Source organism: Azospirillum sp. P4_B5, assembly GCF_056402275.1.
The window spans coordinates 1-16856 of record NZ_JBFUHT010000029.1 but is presented as its reverse complement, the minus strand read 5'-3'; the positions used below and the strand labels follow the sequence as shown (position 1 = coordinate 16856).

Annotated in this window: 14 protein-coding genes; 9 read left to right on the top strand and 5 right to left on the bottom strand. The window is 67.8% G+C overall.

Annotation, left to right across the window (positions count from 1 at the left end):
- The first annotated feature begins 111 nt into the window (after positions 1 to 111).
- The 3 genes from AC1DVI_RS21255 (at position 112) to AC1DVI_RS21245 (ending at position 2358) form a co-directional block, all read left to right on the top strand.
- Complete coding sequence (locus tag AC1DVI_RS21255; protein WP_149163610.1) at positions 112 to 606, top strand: thioesterase family protein; 495 nt, start codon at positions 112 to 114, stop codon at positions 604 to 606.
- 80 nt (positions 607 to 686) lie between these two features.
- The gene (locus tag AC1DVI_RS21250; RefSeq protein WP_476959662.1) at positions 687 to 1199 is read left to right on the top strand and encodes a pentapeptide repeat-containing protein; all 513 of its coding nucleotides are present in this window, start codon (positions 687 to 689) and stop codon (positions 1197 to 1199) included.
- A gap of 121 nt (positions 1200 to 1320) precedes the next feature.
- A complete protein-coding gene (locus AC1DVI_RS21245) occupies positions 1321 to 2358 on the top strand; it encodes a GGDEF domain-containing protein (protein ID WP_476959661.1) in 1038 nt (345 codons plus the stop codon).
- 10 nt (positions 2359 to 2368) lie between these two features.
- On the opposite strand, the gene AC1DVI_RS21240 is transcribed toward AC1DVI_RS21245, so the two are convergent.
- Together AC1DVI_RS21240 and AC1DVI_RS21235 are read right to left on the bottom strand one after the other, a co-directional pair.
- Positions 2369 to 3463, bottom strand: coding sequence for an NAD(P)H-dependent flavin oxidoreductase (locus AC1DVI_RS21240; RefSeq protein WP_476959660.1), 1095 nt, complete (start codon positions 3461 to 3463; stop codon positions 2369 to 2371).
- A 118-nt stretch (positions 3464 to 3581) separates the two neighbouring features.
- On the bottom strand, positions 3582 to 5633 hold the full coding sequence (locus tag AC1DVI_RS21235; RefSeq protein WP_476959659.1) for a molybdopterin oxidoreductase family protein: 2052 nt from the start codon (positions 5631 to 5633) through the stop codon (positions 3582 to 3584).
- A 221-nt stretch (positions 5634 to 5854) separates the two neighbouring features.
- Here AC1DVI_RS21235 and AC1DVI_RS21230 point away from each other — a divergent pair, with 221 nt between their 5' ends.
- The 3 genes from AC1DVI_RS21230 (at position 5855) to AC1DVI_RS21220 (ending at position 8754) form a co-directional block, all read left to right on the top strand.
- Entirely contained in the window at positions 5855 to 6610 is a 756-nt protein-coding gene (locus tag AC1DVI_RS21230; RefSeq protein WP_476959658.1) for a hypothetical protein, read from the top strand.
- A 68-nt stretch (positions 6611 to 6678) separates the two neighbouring features.
- A complete protein-coding gene (locus tag AC1DVI_RS21225; RefSeq protein WP_476959657.1) occupies positions 6679 to 8277 on the top strand; it encodes a methyl-accepting chemotaxis protein in 1599 nt (532 codons plus the stop codon).
- A gap of 120 nt (positions 8278 to 8397) precedes the next feature.
- The gene (locus tag AC1DVI_RS21220) at positions 8398 to 8754 is read left to right on the top strand and encodes a zinc ribbon domain-containing protein YjdM (protein ID WP_038527454.1); all 357 of its coding nucleotides are present in this window, start codon (positions 8398 to 8400) and stop codon (positions 8752 to 8754) included.
- A 90-nt stretch (positions 8755 to 8844) separates the two neighbouring features.
- Here the strand turns inward: AC1DVI_RS21220 and AC1DVI_RS21215 are convergent, their stop codons facing one another.
- The 3 genes from AC1DVI_RS21215 to AC1DVI_RS21205 form a co-directional block, all read right to left on the bottom strand.
- The gene (locus AC1DVI_RS21215; RefSeq protein WP_476959656.1) at positions 8845 to 10143 is read right to left on the bottom strand and encodes a TRAP transporter large permease; all 1299 of its coding nucleotides are present in this window, start codon (positions 10141 to 10143) and stop codon (positions 8845 to 8847) included.
- The gene (locus AC1DVI_RS21210; protein ID WP_476959655.1) at positions 10140 to 10850 is read right to left on the bottom strand and encodes a TRAP transporter small permease; all 711 of its coding nucleotides are present in this window, start codon (positions 10848 to 10850) and stop codon (positions 10140 to 10142) included. Before AC1DVI_RS21210 ends, AC1DVI_RS21215 begins: the two co-directional genes overlap by 4 nt.
- A gap of 122 nt (positions 10851 to 10972) precedes the next feature.
- Positions 10973 to 11983, bottom strand: coding sequence for a TRAP transporter substrate-binding protein (locus AC1DVI_RS21205; RefSeq protein ID WP_454018542.1), 1011 nt, complete (start codon positions 11981 to 11983; stop codon positions 10973 to 10975).
- A gap of 150 nt (positions 11984 to 12133) precedes the next feature.
- On the opposite strand from AC1DVI_RS21205, the gene AC1DVI_RS21200 reads away from it, so the two are divergent.
- The 3 genes from AC1DVI_RS21200 to AC1DVI_RS21190 all read left to right on the top strand — a co-directional run bounded on the left by AC1DVI_RS21200 (position 12134) and on the right by AC1DVI_RS21190 (position 16654).
- A complete protein-coding gene (locus AC1DVI_RS21200) occupies positions 12134 to 14164 on the top strand; it encodes a sensor histidine kinase (RefSeq protein WP_476959654.1) in 2031 nt (676 codons plus the stop codon).
- Positions 14157 to 14759 carry a response regulator transcription factor gene (locus AC1DVI_RS21195; RefSeq protein WP_476959653.1) on the top strand — a complete coding sequence of 201 codons (603 nt, stop codon included), beginning with the start codon at positions 14157 to 14159 and terminating at the stop codon, positions 14757 to 14759. The genes AC1DVI_RS21200 and AC1DVI_RS21195 overlap by 8 nt, the downstream gene beginning before the upstream one ends.
- Positions 14760 to 14890: 131 nt before the next feature.
- Positions 14891 to 16654: a sensor histidine kinase gene (locus AC1DVI_RS21190; protein WP_476959652.1), complete on the top strand. Its 1764-nt coding sequence runs from the start codon at positions 14891 to 14893 to the stop codon at positions 16652 to 16654.
- Positions 16655 to 16856: the final 202 nt, after the last annotated feature.

Below are 16856 nucleotides of genomic sequence, written 5' to 3'. Positions count from 1 at the left end.
CTTTCCTGCGTTACGACGGGGAAGGAGGCGCCTTCAGGATGGTCGGAACCGGCCCGGCTGACCATCCAAGCCGGTTCCCAAAGCGTGGCGGCATCGCTTATCCTTGAAGGCATGAACCATTCGCCCACCCCGCTTCGCCTGCACCGGGAAACCGTCCGCCCGGAGTGGATCGACTACAACGGCCACATGAACGTGGCCTACTATCTGCTCGCCTTCGATCATGCGACCGATGCCGTGCTCGACCATTTCGGGATCGGCAAGGCCTATGCGGAGGGCGAGGGGCGGTCGATGTTCGCGGTGGAGGCGCACCTGACCTATGCCCGCGAGGTGACGGAGGGCGACGGCCTGACCTTCACGTCCCTTGTCCTGGGCGCGGACGCCAAACGGCTGCATCTGTTTCATGAAATGCGCCATGAGGAAGACGGATTCCTCGCCGCCACGGCGGAATTCGTTCTGGTCCATGTGGATCTGGCGGAGCGCCGGTCGGTGCCGCTGGCTCCGGACGCCGCGGAGCGGCTGGCCCGCGCCGTGGCGGAGCACGCCGCTCTGCCCGTGCCGCCGCAGGCCGGTCGGTCGGTCGGGCTGCGCACACCGAAGGGGGCGTGACGGTAGGTCGCTGCCTGCCACGGCCTTTTGTTGCGCCGGACCCTTTGTTATTCGGCCCGCGCGACACTATCTGTTGGCGCATGAAGACGACAATTTTCGCCGCCTTCGCGGTACTTGCCACCTTCCTGGGCACCGCCCTGGTCCCCTCCGCCGCATTGGCCGAATGCACCGATCCGGCTCAGCCGAAGGTGAACTGGCGCCGTTGCTACTTCGACGGGCGCGATCTGTCGTCTGTGAAACTGGCCGGGGCGATGCTTCGCGACGCCACCTTCCAGCGGACCACGCTGAAGGATGCCGACCTGTCGGAGACCGACGGCTATCGCGCGAAGTTCTTCAGCGCCACCATGCCGGGGGTGAAGCTGGACGGCGCCCGCCTGATCGAGGCCGATTTCACCCGCGCCGACCTGACCGGGGCATCCCTGAAGGAAGCGGACCTGCGCAACGCGAAGCTGGTGAACGCCATCCTGCAAAAGGCCGACTTCACCGGGGCGCGGCTGGGTGGTGCGGACCTGCGGCACGCCGATTTGTCGGGCGCCACCTGGATCGACGGCACGACGGTGTGCGCCGAGAAATCCGTGGGACAGTGCAACTGATGAAACGGCAAGTAAATTTGCCTTTCACCGTATTATAATAACCCTATCCGAAAGTTGCTTGCCCGCCTCTTTCCCGCTGCGGTAGCCTTTTTCCCCTATGAGCAGTGGAAAGGCGGCGGCAATGGCGGGCGAAGAAGATTTCGAGACGGCGCGGATTCTCGCGAGCCGCGCCATGGATCGGATCGCCGTCCATGGGCTTCTGCCGAACCCGGAGAACTTTACCCTCTGGTACGCCTATTTCGGCGGGCAGAACCCGGACCTGACGCGCGCCATCGAACTGGCTCAGCGTGACGGCGCCACGCTGTCGCAGGGCCATTGCGACGAACTGTACAAGCGCTTTTTCACGCTCGACGCCGAAGCCCAGGCGATCCGCGAAACGTCGGAACGGGCGCGCGTCGCCCTGGGCCGCATCCTTGATCAGCTGGGCAGCGTCGGCTCGGAGACCGACCGTTACGGGCAGGCACTGGCCGGTTTCCGGGGGGAGCTGGACCAGCCGATGAGCTTGGCCGAGCTGCGCGCCATGGTGGCGGCCATCGCGGCGGAGACGACCGCCATCGTGGACCGCCAGACCCGCCTGCAGAGCCAGCTTCTCGAATCCAGTCAGCAGTTGGCCGAGTTGCGCGTCGTCCTGGATTCCGCGCGTCGCGAGGCGATGACCGACGGGTTGACCGGAATCGCCAACCGGCGTGGCTTCGATCTGGCGCTGGCCTCCGCTGCGGAGGAGGCGGTGCAGACCGGAATGCCGATGACCCTGCTGATGGTGGACATCGACCATTTCAAGCGCTTCAACGACACCCACGGCCATCTCGTCGGCGACCATGTGCTGAAGCTGGTCGCCAAAGTGCTGACCGAAGGGGTGAAGGGGCGCGACACCGTCGCCCGTTACGGCGGCGAGGAGTTCAGCGTCATCCTGCCGCACACTGGGCTTCAGAACGCCGTGAAGCTGGCCGAGCAGCTTCGCGCCTCCGTGGGGTCGCGGCAGATCATCAACCGGTCGCGCAACGCCAATTACGGCTCGGTCACTCTGTCGGTCGGGGCGGCCGAATACCGCGCCGGCGAGGACCTGCTGGCCCTGATGCGCCGCGCCGACGAGGCGCTCTACACCGCCAAGCGCGGCGGGCGCAACCGCGTTTGCGCGGAGGGGACGGTGGCGGGTTAACCGCCGGCCGTCAGGAACAGCCGGTCAGGCGTCGGACCGCGGCGTCGGTTTCGTCCACCAGCCGCGCCATCAGCTCCGCCGCCGTCTGCCGCCGCGCCAGCCGTACCCCCTGACCGGCCCACAGCGAGAGGAACTCCGCCCGCCCCTGCTGAGCCGCGGCGGTGCGCATCGGACGGGTCAGCGTGTTCTGCAAGGGGAAGGGAAGGGCGTCGCCGTCAGCGATGTCCTCCATGACGCGGTTGACGATCCCGCGCGCCGGACGGCCCGAGAAGGCGCGGGTCACGCGGGTCTGCGTCTCGCGGGCGTCGAGGATCGCCCGCTTGTGTGCCTCGGGGATGCCGGCCTCCGCGCAGGTCAGGAAAGCGGTGCCCATCTGCACCCCGGCGGCGCCCAGAGCCAGCGCCGCCGCGACGCCGCGCCCGTCCATGATGCCGCCGGACGCCAGCACGGGAAGGTCCACCGCGTCGACCACCTGTGGGACGAGCGCCATGGTGCCGACCAGTCCGGCGGCGAAATCCACCTCTTCCGGACCGGTGGCGAAGCTGCCGCGGTGTCCTCCGGCCTCCGCGCCCTGGGCGATCACGGCGTCCATGCCGGCTTGTTCCAACGCAATGGCCTCCTCGACGCCGGTCGCTGTGCCGATCAGGAGCATGCCCCGCGCCCTGATGGCGGCGAGCGCGTCGGCGGGCGGGATGCCGAAGGTGAAGCTGAAGGCCGACGCCCCGCAGTCCAGCGCCGCGGCCAGTTGGGCGGCGAAGCCATCGGCGCCCAAAGCCGGCGTACCGGGGGCGGGCAGGCAGAGATCGGCGTGGTAGCGCGCGATGCGGGCGACCGCCGCGTCCATCCGGCCGGCGTCCGGTGCGTCCGGCGCGGGCAGGGGGGCGAACAGATTGATCCCGAAGGGGCGGGCGGTCCGGGCGCGGATCGCCCGCGCCCGCTCGGCGATCTGGTCCGGGGATAGATAGGCCGCCCCGATGAAGCCTATGCCGCCCGCCTCGCCCACCGCAGCGACGAGGTCCGCCGTGTCGGCGCCCCCGGCCATCGGGGCCTGGACGATGGGGTGGGACAGGCCCAGGCGCTGGGTCAGACTGCTGTGAACCGGCATCGCGCCGCCCTCCGCTTTCGGTGATCCGCGGAGGAAGGCTAGGGCAGTCCGGCCATCGTGAAAAATGATTTGTTCAGATGGGACGGATCATGTCCGGTGATGGGAGGCCGTGGCCACGTCACGCGGCGCGCAGCCACACTGCCGTGTCGTGGAAGGCGGCGCCGCCCGCCGGGGGGATCGGCTCGGGCGAGGTCAGAGTGTTGATGCCGATCCCCTCCAGGAAGGCGCTGTTCGGCCAGATGCCCTCCACGATCACTACCCCGCGCGGCACGCCAGCGAAGGGCTTGGCGTGGACGACGACGCTGCCCAGCCCGTTGCCGAGGCGCACGGCGTCGCCTTCGGCCAGGATGAGGTCCGCTGCGTCCTCGGGATGGATCAGAACGGTGGGACGGCCTTCGCGGCGCTGGGCGGTCACCGTCTCGGTGAAGCTGGAATTGAGGAACTGCCGCGCCGGGGCGGTGACGAGGCGGAAGGGATGCTCGGTGTCGGCCGGGCGGCCCGGCGCCATGTGGTCCGGCAACTCCGGCAACTGGCCGGCGCCGTAAGGGCCGAGCGCCGCCCAGTCGGGCGCGAAGCGGAAGCGCCCGTCCGGGAAGGCGAAGCCGTTCAGGAAATGCGAGGTCTCGAAATCCGGCTGGGCGTCGATCCAGCGCCGCTCCGTCAGGGTGGCGGCGTCGGTCAGGCCGGAGGTCTTCAGCATGGAGTCGATGATCTCCAGCGCGCTCATGGCGAAGCCCGGATGCTCGGCGCCGACGCGGCGGGCGAGTTCGGAAATCACCCAGTGGTTCTCGCGCGCCTCGAACTGCGGCTCGATCACCTTGCGGCCGATCAGGATGTGCATCTGCCCGCCGCCGCGGTAGAGGTCGTCATGCTCCAGAAAGGTGGTGGCGGGGATGACGATGTCGGCGAGTTGCGCCGTGTCGGTCATGAACTGCTCGTGCACCGCCACGAACAGGTCGTCGCGCAGGAAGCCGCGGCGCACGCGGGCGCTGTCCGGGCAGATCGCCGCCGGGTTGGTGTTCTGGATCAGCATGGCGGTGACCGGCGGGCCGCTCTTGATGTCCTCCCCGGTCAGCACCGCGCCGATGCGCGACTGGTCGAAGCCGCGCGCCGAGCTGTCCAGCCGGTCCAGCCCCTCCGACAGGGTGCGGTCGATGCTGTAGATGCCCGACGAGCAGTAGAGCGCCCCGCCGCCCTTGTGTGCCCAGGCGCCGGTGACCACCGGCAGGCAGGACACCGCATGCATCTGGGCCGCCCCGTTGTGGCCGCGCGTCAGCCCGTAGCCCAGCCGCAGATAGCTGCGCTTGGTGGCGCCGTAGAGGCGGGCAAAGCCGACGATCTCCTCCACCGTCAGGCCGGTGATCGCCGCCGCCCATTCGGGCGTCCGGGTGGCGAGATGGGCCTCCAACCGCTCCGCCCCGGCGGTGTAGCGGTCGAGATAGGCGCGGTCGGCCAGACCCTCGCGGAACAGGACGTGCATCACCGCGCAGGCCAGCGCGCCGTCGGTGCCGGGGCGCAGCATCAGGTGGAGGTCCGACACCTCCGCCGTGCCGGTGCGGTAGGGGTCGATGGTGACCAGCGTCGCCCCGCGGCCCTTGCGGGCTCGGCTGACATGGGTCATCACGTTGACCTGGGTCGCCACCGGGTTGCCGCCCCAGTTCACGATCAGGTCGCTGTCTGCCATCTCGCGGGGGTCGGCGCCGCGGATGTCGCCGTGGCCGGCCAGCCAGCCCATGTTGGCCGGCGTGTCGCAGACCGTGCTGATCTGCCGGGAATAGCCCTTCGCGTGGCGCAGCCGCTGGATGGCGCCGCGCTGCACCAGCCCCATGGTGCCGGCGTAGAAGTAGGGCCAGACGGCTTCCGCGCCATGGACCCGCTCGGCGTCCAGGAAGGCGTCGGCGATGCGGTCCAGCGCCTCGTCCCAGCCGATTTCCGCCCATTGGCCGGACCCCTTGGGGCCGGTGCGCCGCAGGGGCGTCCTCAACCGGTCGGGGGAATGGACGCGCTCCGCGTAGCGGCTGACCTTCGCGCAGATGACGCCCGCCGTGTAGCTGTTGGCGGCGGCCCCGCGGACCTTGCCGATGCGGTCCGGCGCGACCTGTTCCACTTCGAGGGCGCAGGTGCTGGGGCAATCGTGCGGGCAGGCGGTCGGCAGGAAGACGGAGTTCACGGAAGGACGCCTCGGCGGGGGGAACGGTGGTCAGCTTATGTCCGGCGTTCGGCTTTCCGCAACCGGTCAGGATTGTTTAAGGACTGCCATGAGATTTCAATGTTGCAGCCCTATCCTTGTGGAGGTGCGTCGCGGAAAGATGTATGTTTTCCGAAAAATACTCTCATAAGGCGGCGCTTGCCCCGCCGCGCGCACGGAACGACACAGCAAGGGGAAGCCGTATGATCGCGAATGTTGCCGGAGGCGCCCGGCGGACGCTGCGGGCCGGGGTGTTCGCCAGCCTGATCGGAGCCATGATCGGAGCGGTTGCCGGTATGGCCGCTCCGGGGATCGCCACGGCGCGGGCGGACGGCGTCAAGCTCGGCTATGTGGAATTCCCGCCCTACACCCAGACCGACGGCGGGGCCGCGAAGGGCAGCCTGATCGAATCGTTCGACAAGGCCGCCAAGGCCGCCGGCATCGCCTACACCGCCGAATCGGCCCCGGCCCGCCGTCTCTTCTCCGGCATCGCGGAGGGCGAGTTCAACATTTTCCTGGGCATTCGAACGGTCAAGGAGTTCGACGGCTCCACGCTGATCAGCGCCGCCCCCATCGCCCGGATCGAACTGAACGCCTATGGCCTCGGCGAAGCCCCGGCGGTGAAGGCGAAGGAGGATCTGTCGGGCAAGGCGGTCATCGCGCTGAACGGCTATTCCTACGGCGGCTGGCGCGCCTGGATGGAGGACCCGGCCAACAAGGTGCAGATGGTCGATGCGCGCACCGCCGATCAGGCGCTCCAGCTTCTCCAGGCCGGGCGGGCGCCGACGCTGCTGCAATACTCGTTGCCGATGCAGCAGGCGCTGGGAGGTAAGACGCTTCCCGACCTGAAGGCGACGCCGGTCCAGAGTCTGGACGTCTACATCGTCGTTTCGAAGAAGACCCCGGACGCCGCGGCGGTTCTGGCGAAGCTCGAAGCCGGGTTCAAGGCGACCCAGTGACGCCACGGCGGGCGTCGTCGGGCGCCGACCTCGGCAACCGGTTGTTCAGCAAGGAAAAAGGGCGGATCATGACGGTCAGCGGGGCGGCAGACGCGATGCCGGACAGCGGGAATCAAGGCGGTGGTTTGGGGCTGCGCCTGCGGGCGATGCTGCTGATCGGCGGCGTGCTGCTGATCTATCAGGTGCTGGCCATCGCCTGGGGCGTGCACGGCTCGGCCAACCAAGCCAATGAGACGCTGGCGGCACGCGCCGACATGGTGGCGTCGCTGCAGGCCCGCGCGGCGGCGATCCCGCTCTACGACTTCGACACTGAGCAGGTGCGCGAGGTCGCCAAGGCGCCGTCCTCCGATCCCGATTTCCTCGGCGCCCAGGTGCGCGACGACAAGGCCAAGGTGGTGGCCGAGGTCGGCGACACCAAAGCAGCGAAAGGCTTCATCGAGGTGGTGAAGCCGATCGTCGGCGGGCAGGCCGGGCAGCGCAAGACCATCGGCGAGTTCGTCCTGCGCTTGCGCACGGACCGGGTGGAGGCGCGGGTGACCGCCGACGCGGCGACCCAGATCGCCGTCGGGGCGGTGGCGTTCCTCGCCATCATGGCGGCGCTCTACATCGTCGTCTCGGCCATCACGCGCCCGCTGATGCAGATCACCGCGATGGTCGGGCGGCTGGCCCAGGGCGACTACGCGGTCGCCGTGCCGGCGCTGGACCGCCGCGACGAGATGGGGGCGATGGCCCGCACCATCGACATGCTCCGCCAGAACGCCCAGCACCGCCAACAGCTCGAAGCCGAGAAGCTGGCCCGGCAGGCGGAGGAGGCGCATCGGGGGGAACGGCTGACCCGCCTCGCCGCCGCCTTCGACCGCTCGGTCCAGGCGACGGTCGGCGAGGCCTCCACCGCCGCCTCGCAGATGAAGGGCAGCGCCGGCAGCATGCTGGACAGCGCGCTGCGCGCCGATCAGTGCAACGCCTCGGTGGCCGGCGCCGCCGATGAGACCAGCCGCACCGTCCAGACCGCCAGCGCGGCGGCGGAGCAACTCACCCAATCGATCCGCAGCATCGCCGAGAGCGTGAAGCAGTCGGTCGCCATGTCCGCCCAGGCCATCGACCGCGCCGACGCCAGCCGCAAGACGGTGGAGGCGCTGGCCGCCGGCGCCGCGAAGATCGGCGAGATCACCAGCCTCATCACCTCCATCGCCGGCCAGACCAACCTGCTGGCCCTGAACGCAACGATCGAGGCTGCCCGCGCCGGGGAGGCCGGCAAGGGCTTCGCCGTGGTGGCGAGCGAGGTGAAGAATCTGGCCAGCCAGACCGCCAAGGCGACGGAGGAGATCGCTACCCAGATCGGCGCCATCCAGTCCGTCACCAAGGAAACCGTCTCCGCCATCGGCGCCATCACCGAAACCATCGGGCAACTCAGCCAGCGCTCGACGGAGATCGCCGCGGCGGTCGAGGAGCAGTTGACCGCGACCGGCGAAATCGCCGAGAGGGTCCGCACGGTGGCCGGCGAGGCCGACACCGTGACCCGCAGCATCGCGGTCGCCTCCGGCGCCTCGTCGGAGGTGGCGACGGCGGCCCGCCAGTCGGTGGAAGTCGCGCAGACCCTTCAGGCGCGCTTCGTCGATCTGCGCGACGAGGTGCAGAAGTTCCTGGCCTCGATCAAGGCGGCATAAGCGGCTTTCAATGAAACACAGGTTGCCTGCGGCGAGCGTTTCCTACCCGCCGCAGGCAAGTTGCGTTTCCGGATTTCGCCTCGCCGCACTAGGATGCCGCTCCCGAACGGCGAGGATGATATGGACGACGGATTGAAGTGCCCGAAATGCAACTCCGAGCATGTCTATCAGGACGGCATGCTGTGGATCTGCCCCGAATGCGCCCATGAATGGAACCCGCAGGCCGAAGGCGGCGCGGGCGCGGACGCAGCGGCGGATCAGGGGGTGCGGGACGCCAACGGGAACGCGCTGAGCGATGGCGATGCGGTGACGGTCATCAAGGATCTGAAGGTCAAGGGCTCGTCCCTCGTCGTCAAGGGCGGCACCAAGGTGAAGAACATCCGTCTGGTCGACGGGGCCGACGGCCACAACATCGCCTGCAAGATCGACGGCATCGGCGCGATGAATCTGAAGTCGGAATTCGTCAAGAAGGCGTGACGACCCCTGGTTTCCCCTGAAAGAGAAACCCCCTCGCCGGAGCGCTCCGGCGAGGGGGTTTTCTTAGGGGCCTTCGCCCGGGGACGGGGACTACATCATCCCCAGCGCGCGCGGCAGCCAGGTGGAGATGATCGGCACGTAGGTGATCAGCGCCAGGAAGCCCAGCATCGCCAGCAGCCACGGCCAGACGGCCACGGTCAGCTCGGTGATGCCCATCTTGGTGATGCCCGACGCGACGTAGAGGTTCAGGCCCACCGGCGGGTGGCACATGCCGACCTCCATGTTCACGACCATCATGATGCCGAAATGGACCGGGTCGATGCCCAGCTTGATGGCGACCGGGAACAGGATCGGCGCCATGATCAGCACAATCGACGACGGCTCCATGAAGTTGCCGGCCATCAGCAGAAGGATGTTCGTCACCAGAAGGAAGGCGATCACGCCCAGCCCCTGGGCGACGATCCAATCGGCGATGCCCTGCGGGATGTTCTCCGACGTCAGCACGAACGAGAACAGCACCGCGTTCGTGATGATGTAGAGCAGCATCGCCGACATGCTGGCCGAGGACAGCAGCACCTTCGGCACGCCGCGCAGCGGCATGTCCTTGTAGACGAAGACCGCGATGATGAAGGCGTAGACGGCGCTCATCGCCGCGGCCTCGGTCGGCGTGAAGATGCCGGAATAGATGCCGCCGATGACGATGACGATCAGCAGAAGGCCCCAGATCGCTTCGCGCAGAGCCTTCAGGCGCTGGCCCAGGCTGGCCTTCGGCAGGCGCGGATAGCCGAACTTGCGCGCGCGGTACCAGGTAACGCCGCCCAGAACCGCCGCCAGCATCAGGCCGGGGATGACGCCCGCCATGAAGAGCTGGCCGACCGAAGCGGCTTGCGGGCTGCCGCTGGTGGCGACCGAGTACATCACCATCACGATCGACGGCGGGATCAGGATGCCCAGCGCGCCCGAGGTGGTGATGACGCCGGCGCCGAACTGCTTCGGGAAGCCCTGGGCGACCATCGCCGGAAGCACGATGGAGCCGATGGCCACCACCGTCGCCGGGCTGGAGCCCGACACCGCCGCGAACAGGGCGCAGCCCATCACGCCGGCGAGGCCGAGGCCGCCATGCCAGTGGCCGACCATCGCCGTGGCGAAGTTGATCATGCGGCGGGCCACGCCGCCGTGCGTCAGGAAGTTGCCGGCCAGGATGAAGAACGGGATCGCCATGATCTCGAACTTCTCGATGCCGGTGAATAGCTTCAGCGCCACGGCCTCGATCGGCACATTGGTCATGGTGAAGAGGAAGGTCAGAACCGTCAGGCCGAGCGAGATCGAGATCGGCATGCCGGTCAGCATCAGAACCAGCAGAAGGCCGAAGATGATGGCGGCGTTCATCGGTCGTTCTCCTTCGGTCCCTTACCGGCGGTCGGGCCGGCGGTCGGGCCGGCGGCCGGGCCGTTGCCGGGCTTGCGGCCCTCGTGATGGGCGATGTCGTGCGGGTGCAGGTTGTCGTCCATCTCGTACCAGTTGACGTCCTGCGCGGCGCGCTGCGGGTCGGTGATGTCCTCCTCCAGACCTTCGACATGACCGTGGTCGTGGTGCGGCAGTTCGCCGGTGCGCAGGAAGTTGACCATCACCTGAAGGAAACGGAAGCACATCAGGTAGGAGCCGACCGGGATCGCCAGATAGATGATCCACATCGGCCATTCCAGGTCCGCCGAGACCTGCTCGGTGTTCGACATGTGCCAGACGAAGGTGGAACCCATCGTGCCGACGACGCCGGTGAAGGTCGCGCCGGCCAGCAGGCCGAACACGATGAACTTCGACCGCATCGGGACGGACAGCTTGTTGATGAGCACGTCCACACCCACATGGATGCCGGTGCGGACACCATAGGCGGCGCCGAACTTCGCCATCCAGACGAACATGTAGATGCAGAGTTCCTGCGCCCAGGCCAGATTCCAATGCAGGATGTAGTCCTGGATGACGGGGATGCCGGACGCATAACGGTGGACGACAGCGACGAAGATGATCGTCGTCGCCGCGGCCATCAGGAAGGCGATAAGAATCTCCTCCAGATGGTCTAGGATTTTCATGGGCATGGTGGCTCCGCGCGCAGGAGGAAGCGCCCGCGTCGAGTGCGCGGGCGCTTGCCGAAGGCCGTGCTTTTGTCTTGTTTTCTTGAAAGACCGGGCGGGGGTGCCGCCCGGTTACCCGAACCGTGTTACTCGCACTTGGCGGCGTCGGTCTCGGTCTTGATGCTCGCCAGCAATTCCTTGCCGACGCGCGACGCCATGTCCTCGTGGACCGGCAGCATGGCCTGGCGCCACGACGCGCGCTCGTCCTTGGTCAGCTCGTAGAACTTGGTCTTGCCGGCGGCCTTCATCGCCTCCAGCGCCTTGTCGTTCTCTTCCTGGGCGATGTTGTTGGCGTACTCGGTCGCCTCCTTCATCGCGCCGTCGAGCTGGGTGCGGACGTCGGCCGGCAGGCCGTCCCAGAACTTCTTGTTCACGATGACCGCGTAGCCCAGATAGCCGTGGTCGGAGAGCGTGGCGTGGCTCTGCACCTCGTGCATCTTCTGGGTGTACATGTTGGACGGCGGGTTCTCGGTGCCGTCGACGACGCCGGTCTGCAGCGCCTGATAGACCTCGGAGAAGGCCATCACCTGCGGCAGGGCGCCGAGCGCGCGCATCTGCGCGTCGAGCACCTTCGAGGACTGGATGCGCATCTTGAGGCCCTTGAAGTCCGCCGTGGCGTGCAGCGGCTTGTTGGCGCTCATGATCTTGAAGCCGTTGTCCCAATAGGCCAGACCGGTGATGCCCTTGTTCTCCAGCTTCTGGAACAGCTGCTTGCCGATCGTGCCGGTGGTGACCTTCACCAGGGCGGCCTTGCAGGGGAAGATGTAGGGCAGGTCGAAAATCTCGAATTCCTTGGCGCCCAGCGGGCCGAACTTGGCCAGCGACGGGGCCAGCATCTGCACGGCGCCGAGCTGCAGGGCCTCCAGCTCTTCCTTGTCCTTGTAGAGCTGGCTGTTCGGGTAGACCTCGACCTTCACCTTGCCGGCGGTGCGCTGCTCGGCCAGCTGCTTGAACTTCTCGGCGCCCTTGCCCTTCGGGGTCTCCGGAGCGACGACGTGGCTGAACTTGATGACGATCGGCTCCTGCGCGGTGGCGGCGGTGGCGGCCATCAGGCAGCCGGCGGCGACGGTGGCGCACAGCAGCGAAACGAACTTCATAGGGGTCATCCTCCACTTGTTGTTGGCCAGACTGATAGTCCGGCCTTTGATATTCTTTCATTGTTCGATAATTTCTCCCCCGACGCTATTGTGGAAATCCGTAGCTGTGAACGTGACATATTGGTTGCCGTGCCAACACCTCTCCCCCCCATGACCGGCGGTGCGGCCAGCGCCGCCCATGGCCTCGGCCAGCGCGGCCCGGTGCAGGCCATGCCCATCGTGGCGATGGCGCTGGTCGTCCTTCTGTTCGGCGTCTTCCTGTGGGTGCTCCACCGCAGCGAGCGGGAGGAGGAGACTCTCACCCTCATCAAGGACGTGCTGTGGGTGGAGCAGAACCTGCATTTCCAGCTCACCTCCGACGAGGAGAAGCTGCAGTATCTCGCCGAATCGCTGGGGCGCGAGGACACCACACCGGTGAACTTCTCGGTGATGGCGCGCCACATCGTGACGGTGAATCCGGCGATCCAGCGCGTGGTGCGGCTGGACCCGCAGGGCCGGCCGGTGCGGTCGGAACCGCCGGTGGACGATGGGCCGGCGCTGGACGACGCCTTCGGCCCCAGCCCGCGCGCCGACGCCTTCCTGATCGCCCGCTCCTCGGGCCGGCGGGCCTATTCGGCGCCCTACCGGCTGGGGGCCGCGGACACCGCCTTCGAGGTCGTCATCCCCATCTTCCGCGGGGACCAGTTCGCGGGCGCGCTCGCCGGCGTGCTGTCGATCGACGCCCTGCTGACCCATCACGTGCCCTGGTGGTTCGCCCAGCGCTACCAGCTGGAGGTCATCGACCCCTACGGCGCGGTGCTGGGGACCAAGTCGCGCATCGCGATGCCGGAGCCCCGGCGCAGCCATGTCGTGCCCTTCGATCCGCCGGGGCATGGCCTGACCCTGGTCGCCACGCTGCATCAGCTGTCCGGCAACCTCGGGCGCAACATCCTGATCGCCGCCATCTTCGCGCTGACCGTTTCGGCCCTGTGGAGCCTGTGGGCGGTGCGCCGCCACATCGCCCGGCGAATCCGGGCGGAGGAGGCGCTGCGCGCCGAGCACGCCTTCCGCAAGGCGATGGAGGACAGCCTGACGGTGGGCATGCGCGCCCGCGACCTGGACGGGCGCATCATCTATGTGAATCCGGCCTTCTGCCGCATGGTCGGCTGGTCGGCGGAGGAACTGGTGGGGGCCGGGCCAATCATGCCCTACTGGTTGCCCGAGGATCTCGTTCACACCGAGGAGGTCTTCCGCGCCGTTCTGGCCGGCAACGCGCCGGCCAACGGCTTCGAGCTGCGCTTCCGCCGGGCCAACGGCGAGCGGTTCGACGCGCTGATCTACGAGGCACCGCTGATCGACGCCAAGGGTCGGCACACCGGCTGGATGGGCTCCGTCCTCGACATCACCGAGCGCAAGCGGGCGGAGGAACTGGCCCGCCAGCAGCAGGAACGGCTCCAGCAGACGGCGCGGCTCATCACCATGGGCGAGATGGCCTCCACCCTGGCGCACGAATTGAACCAGCCGCTGTCGGCCATCGCCAGCTATTGCACCGGCTGCCTCAACCGCCTCCAGGCCGGCAGCATTCGGCCGGACGAACTGGCGACGGCGCTGGAGAAGCTGTCCGGGCAGGCCAAGCGGGCCGGCCAGATCATCCGCCGGATCCACGACTTCGTGCGCAAGAGCGAACCGAACGTCGCTCCCTGCTGCCTGTCCGAGGTGCTGGAGGACTGCGTGGCGCTGATGGAGGCCGACGCCCGTCAGCAAGGGGTGAAGCTGGTGCTGGAGATGGGGCGTGGCCTGCCGGCGGTGATGGCCGACCGCATCCTGCTGCAGCAGGTGGCGGTGAATCTGATGCGCAACGGCATCGAAGCGATGGCGACGACCCGTCGCGACCGCCGCCGGCTGGGCGTGACGGTGCAGGAGGTCGACGGGGCGGTCCTGACGCGCATCCAGGACCGCGGTTGTGGCATTTCGTCCGAAAATGCGGAAAAACTGTTTTCTCCCTTCTTCACCACCAAGACCGAGGGCATGGGCATGGGCCTGAACATCTGCCGGTCCATCATCGAACACCATCAGGGGCGCCTGTGGTTCGAGCCCGCGCCGGACGGCGGAACCGTGTTCCTCTTCTCCCTGCCGGTCCTGTGCGACCCATCGGTGACGGGTGCGGCGGACTCCCACGACGAGAGAGCGGCCGATGTGTGAGCCGAAGCTTCACATCGTCGATGACGACGAGGCGATCCGCGACGCCCTGGGCTGGCTGTTCCAGTCGCGCAACGTCCCGGTGGCCTCCTGGCCGTCGGCGGAGGCGTTTCTCGCCGACTACGACCCGGCCATGACCGGCTGCCTTCTGCTCGACATCCGCATGGAGGGGATGAGCGGGCTGGAGCTGTTCGATCGGCTGTCCGCCATGGGCTGCCGGATGCCCGTGCTGTTCCTGACCGGCCATGGCGACGTGCCCATCGCGGTGTCGGCTTTGAAGAAGGGCGCCCGCGACTTTGTGGAGAAGCCTTTCAACGACAACGACCTCGTCGACCGGGTGATCGAAGCGCTGGCCTTCGACGCCGGGGAACGCGCGCGGCAGGCCGGGCAGGCCGGCGTGGCCGCCCGGCTGGCAACCCTGACCCAGCGCGAACGGCAGGTGATGGGGCTGGTGGTGGCCGGCAAGCTGAACAAGGTCATCGCCGACGAGTTGGGGATCAGCATGCGGACCGTCGAGGTGCACCGCGCGCACGTCTTCGAGAAAATGGGCGTCAAGACGGCGGTGGAACTGGCCCGCATGCTCGCGACGGTGGGGTGAGGGGGGAGGGAGGGCAACCGACGGGCTTGACAGGCGGGCTGATGCGGGCGACCCATTGGGGTGGGAAGCGCACCGCCTTCCCCTTTCCAGTCCGGATGCCATTCCATTTCCGTCAATGGTCGGAGAGTGCCTTGCGCCTGCCCTCATCGACGCTTGGCCTGGGGCTAGCCGCCATCGCCCCGCTGCTGCTGTTCCTGGCGGTGGTGGTCTGGATTCTGGATCTCCGGCAGCAGGACGTCCTGGCGGCGGAGTTGGCGGCGCAGGCCCGTTCCGTGATGGTCGCCATCGACCGGGAGCTGGAAAGCAAGGCCCGCCCGCTGGAGCTTCTGGCCGCGCTGAGCCGCAACACGGTGGACGATCTCGCCCTGCTGAAGTCGGAGGCCGCGGAGGCCGTGCGCAGCCAACCGGGCTGGCTGGCGATCGGAATGGTGCGGGTGGAGGATATGTCCCTCCGATTCCATACCCAGTACCCGCTGGGCGTTTCCCTGCCGCCACCGCGTTTGGACGAGGTGACCCGGCAAGTGGTCGCCACGCAGCGGACGGTGGTCGGCGGGGTTCTGCCTCCGGGAGGGCCGCCGGGACGTCCGGCGCTGATTGTTCGTGCGCCGATCCTGGACCCGGAAGGTCCTCCCGGCGCGTCCGTCCGGCACGTCCTGTCGCTGGCGGTCGGGCTGGACGGGTTGGGCGCCGTGCTGCGCGGATCGGGAATCCCCCAGGCATGGACGGTGTCGGTCGTCGACCCTTCCATGGTCATCGCCGCGCGGACCCGCGACCCCGACCTGCATATCGGCCAGAAGGTCAGGGACCAGATGGTCCCCCGGCTCATGGAACAGCATCCGAAACTGTTTTCGGCGACGACGCGGGAGGGACAGGAGGCGCTGGTTCTCGTTCACCGGTCGCAGCAGACCGGCTGGTCGATCATCATGGCCGTCCCGTTCGAGCAGATCAGCGGCCAGTTGAACCAGACGCGCACCACCATTCTGGCCGGTGCGGCGGGGGCCGGTCTGGCGACGCTGGTCCTGTCTCTGGTGGTGACGCGCCATGTCCGTCGCCGCCGCCATGCGGAACGCGAGGCCCGCGTCGCTCGCGAGGCCATGCTGGCGGAGCAGCGCCGCCGGCTGGAGGCCGAAAAGGAGCATGCCGAGGCCGCCAACCTCGCAAAGTCCGATTTCCTGGCCAACATGAGCCACGAACTGCGCACGCCGCTGAACGCGATCATCGGCTTCAGCGAGGCGTTGCTGTCCGGCCTGTTCGGCCCAAGCCCACCGAAGCATCAGGAGTACATCGCCAGCATCCACGCTTCCGGTCAGCATTTGCTGTCGCTGGTCAACGACGTTCTGGACATGGCGAAGGTGGAGGCGGGGCGCTTGGAGCTGTATCCGGAGCCGGTGCGGGTCACTGTCCTGCTGAGCGAATGCGTCGAACTGTTGGAAGCGCTGGCCGGTCAGAAGGGCGTGCGGATGGAATGCCCCCCCGTCGAACCCGGCCTTACGGTGACGGCCGACGCCATCCGGCTGCGGCAGGCCGTCCTGAACCTGTTGTCCAACGCCATCAAGTTCACGCCGGTGGGGGGATGGGTGCGTGTGGACGCGGCGCGTGGAGGGGATGGCTGCGTGACGTTGACGGTTGCCGATACCGGCATCGGCATGTCGCCGGAGGACATCACGATCGCGCTGGAGCCCTTCCGCCAAGTGAACAACTACATGACCAAGGCCCATTCGGGCACGGGATTGGGGCTGCCGCTCGCCAAGCGCTTTGTGGAGGCCCACGGCGGGCGGCTCGAGCTGAGCAGCGCCCCCGGAGAGGGGACGGTGGTGAGCATCGTCCTTCCGGGCACGCCGCCACACCCCACGCCCACGGAACGTGGAGAGGTCCTGCTGTCCAAGGCGGAATGATCCGGTTCGGTCGGGGGTGTGGCGGTCAAAGGCGATTGGCGGTCAAAGGCGATTAGAGCAAATTTCTGTTGGGAGCGAAGAACGGAAGTGAGGCTTGGCTGTTGGAGCGATTGCCCCATTGTGGAGGGTGTCGCGATGAGCCGAGCCTATTCGAGAGATTTGCGGGAGCGCGTGCTGCGGGCGTGCGCTGTCGGGACCGAGA

What these genes read in the sequence shown, in the direction of transcription:
- AC1DVI_RS21225 (WP_476959657.1), top strand. Translation starts at nt 6,679, where the DNA reads ATGACGGTCAGCGGGGCGGCAGACGCGATGCCGGACAGCGGGAATCAA.
- AC1DVI_RS21205 (WP_454018542.1), bottom strand. Translation starts at nt 11,983, where the DNA reads ATGAAGTTCGTTTCGCTGCTGTGCGCCACCGTCGCCGCCGGCTGCCTG.
- AC1DVI_RS21210 (WP_476959655.1), bottom strand. Translation starts at nt 10,850, where the DNA reads ATGCCCATGAAAATCCTAGACCATCTGGAGGAGATTCTTATCGCCTTC.
- AC1DVI_RS21215 (WP_476959656.1), bottom strand. Translation starts at nt 10,143, where the DNA reads ATGAACGCCGCCATCATCTTCGGCCTTCTGCTGGTTCTGATGCTGACC.
- AC1DVI_RS21250 (WP_476959662.1), top strand. Translation starts at nt 687, where the DNA reads ATGAAGACGACAATTTTCGCCGCCTTCGCGGTACTTGCCACCTTCCTG.
- AC1DVI_RS21240 (WP_476959660.1), bottom strand. Translation starts at nt 3,463, where the DNA reads ATGCCGGTTCACAGCAGTCTGACCCAGCGCCTGGGCCTGTCCCACCCC.
- AC1DVI_RS21230 (WP_476959658.1), top strand. Translation starts at nt 5,855, where the DNA reads ATGATCGCGAATGTTGCCGGAGGCGCCCGGCGGACGCTGCGGGCCGGG.
- AC1DVI_RS21195 (WP_476959653.1), top strand. Translation starts at nt 14,157, where the DNA reads ATGTGTGAGCCGAAGCTTCACATCGTCGATGACGACGAGGCGATCCGC.
- AC1DVI_RS21245 (WP_476959661.1), top strand. Translation starts at nt 1,321, where the DNA reads ATGGCGGGCGAAGAAGATTTCGAGACGGCGCGGATTCTCGCGAGCCGC.
- AC1DVI_RS21255 (WP_149163610.1), top strand. Translation starts at nt 112, where the DNA reads ATGAACCATTCGCCCACCCCGCTTCGCCTGCACCGGGAAACCGTCCGC.
- AC1DVI_RS21200 (WP_476959654.1), top strand. Translation starts at nt 12,134, where the DNA reads ATGACCGGCGGTGCGGCCAGCGCCGCCCATGGCCTCGGCCAGCGCGGC.
- AC1DVI_RS21220 (WP_038527454.1), top strand. Translation starts at nt 8,398, where the DNA reads ATGGACGACGGATTGAAGTGCCCGAAATGCAACTCCGAGCATGTCTAT.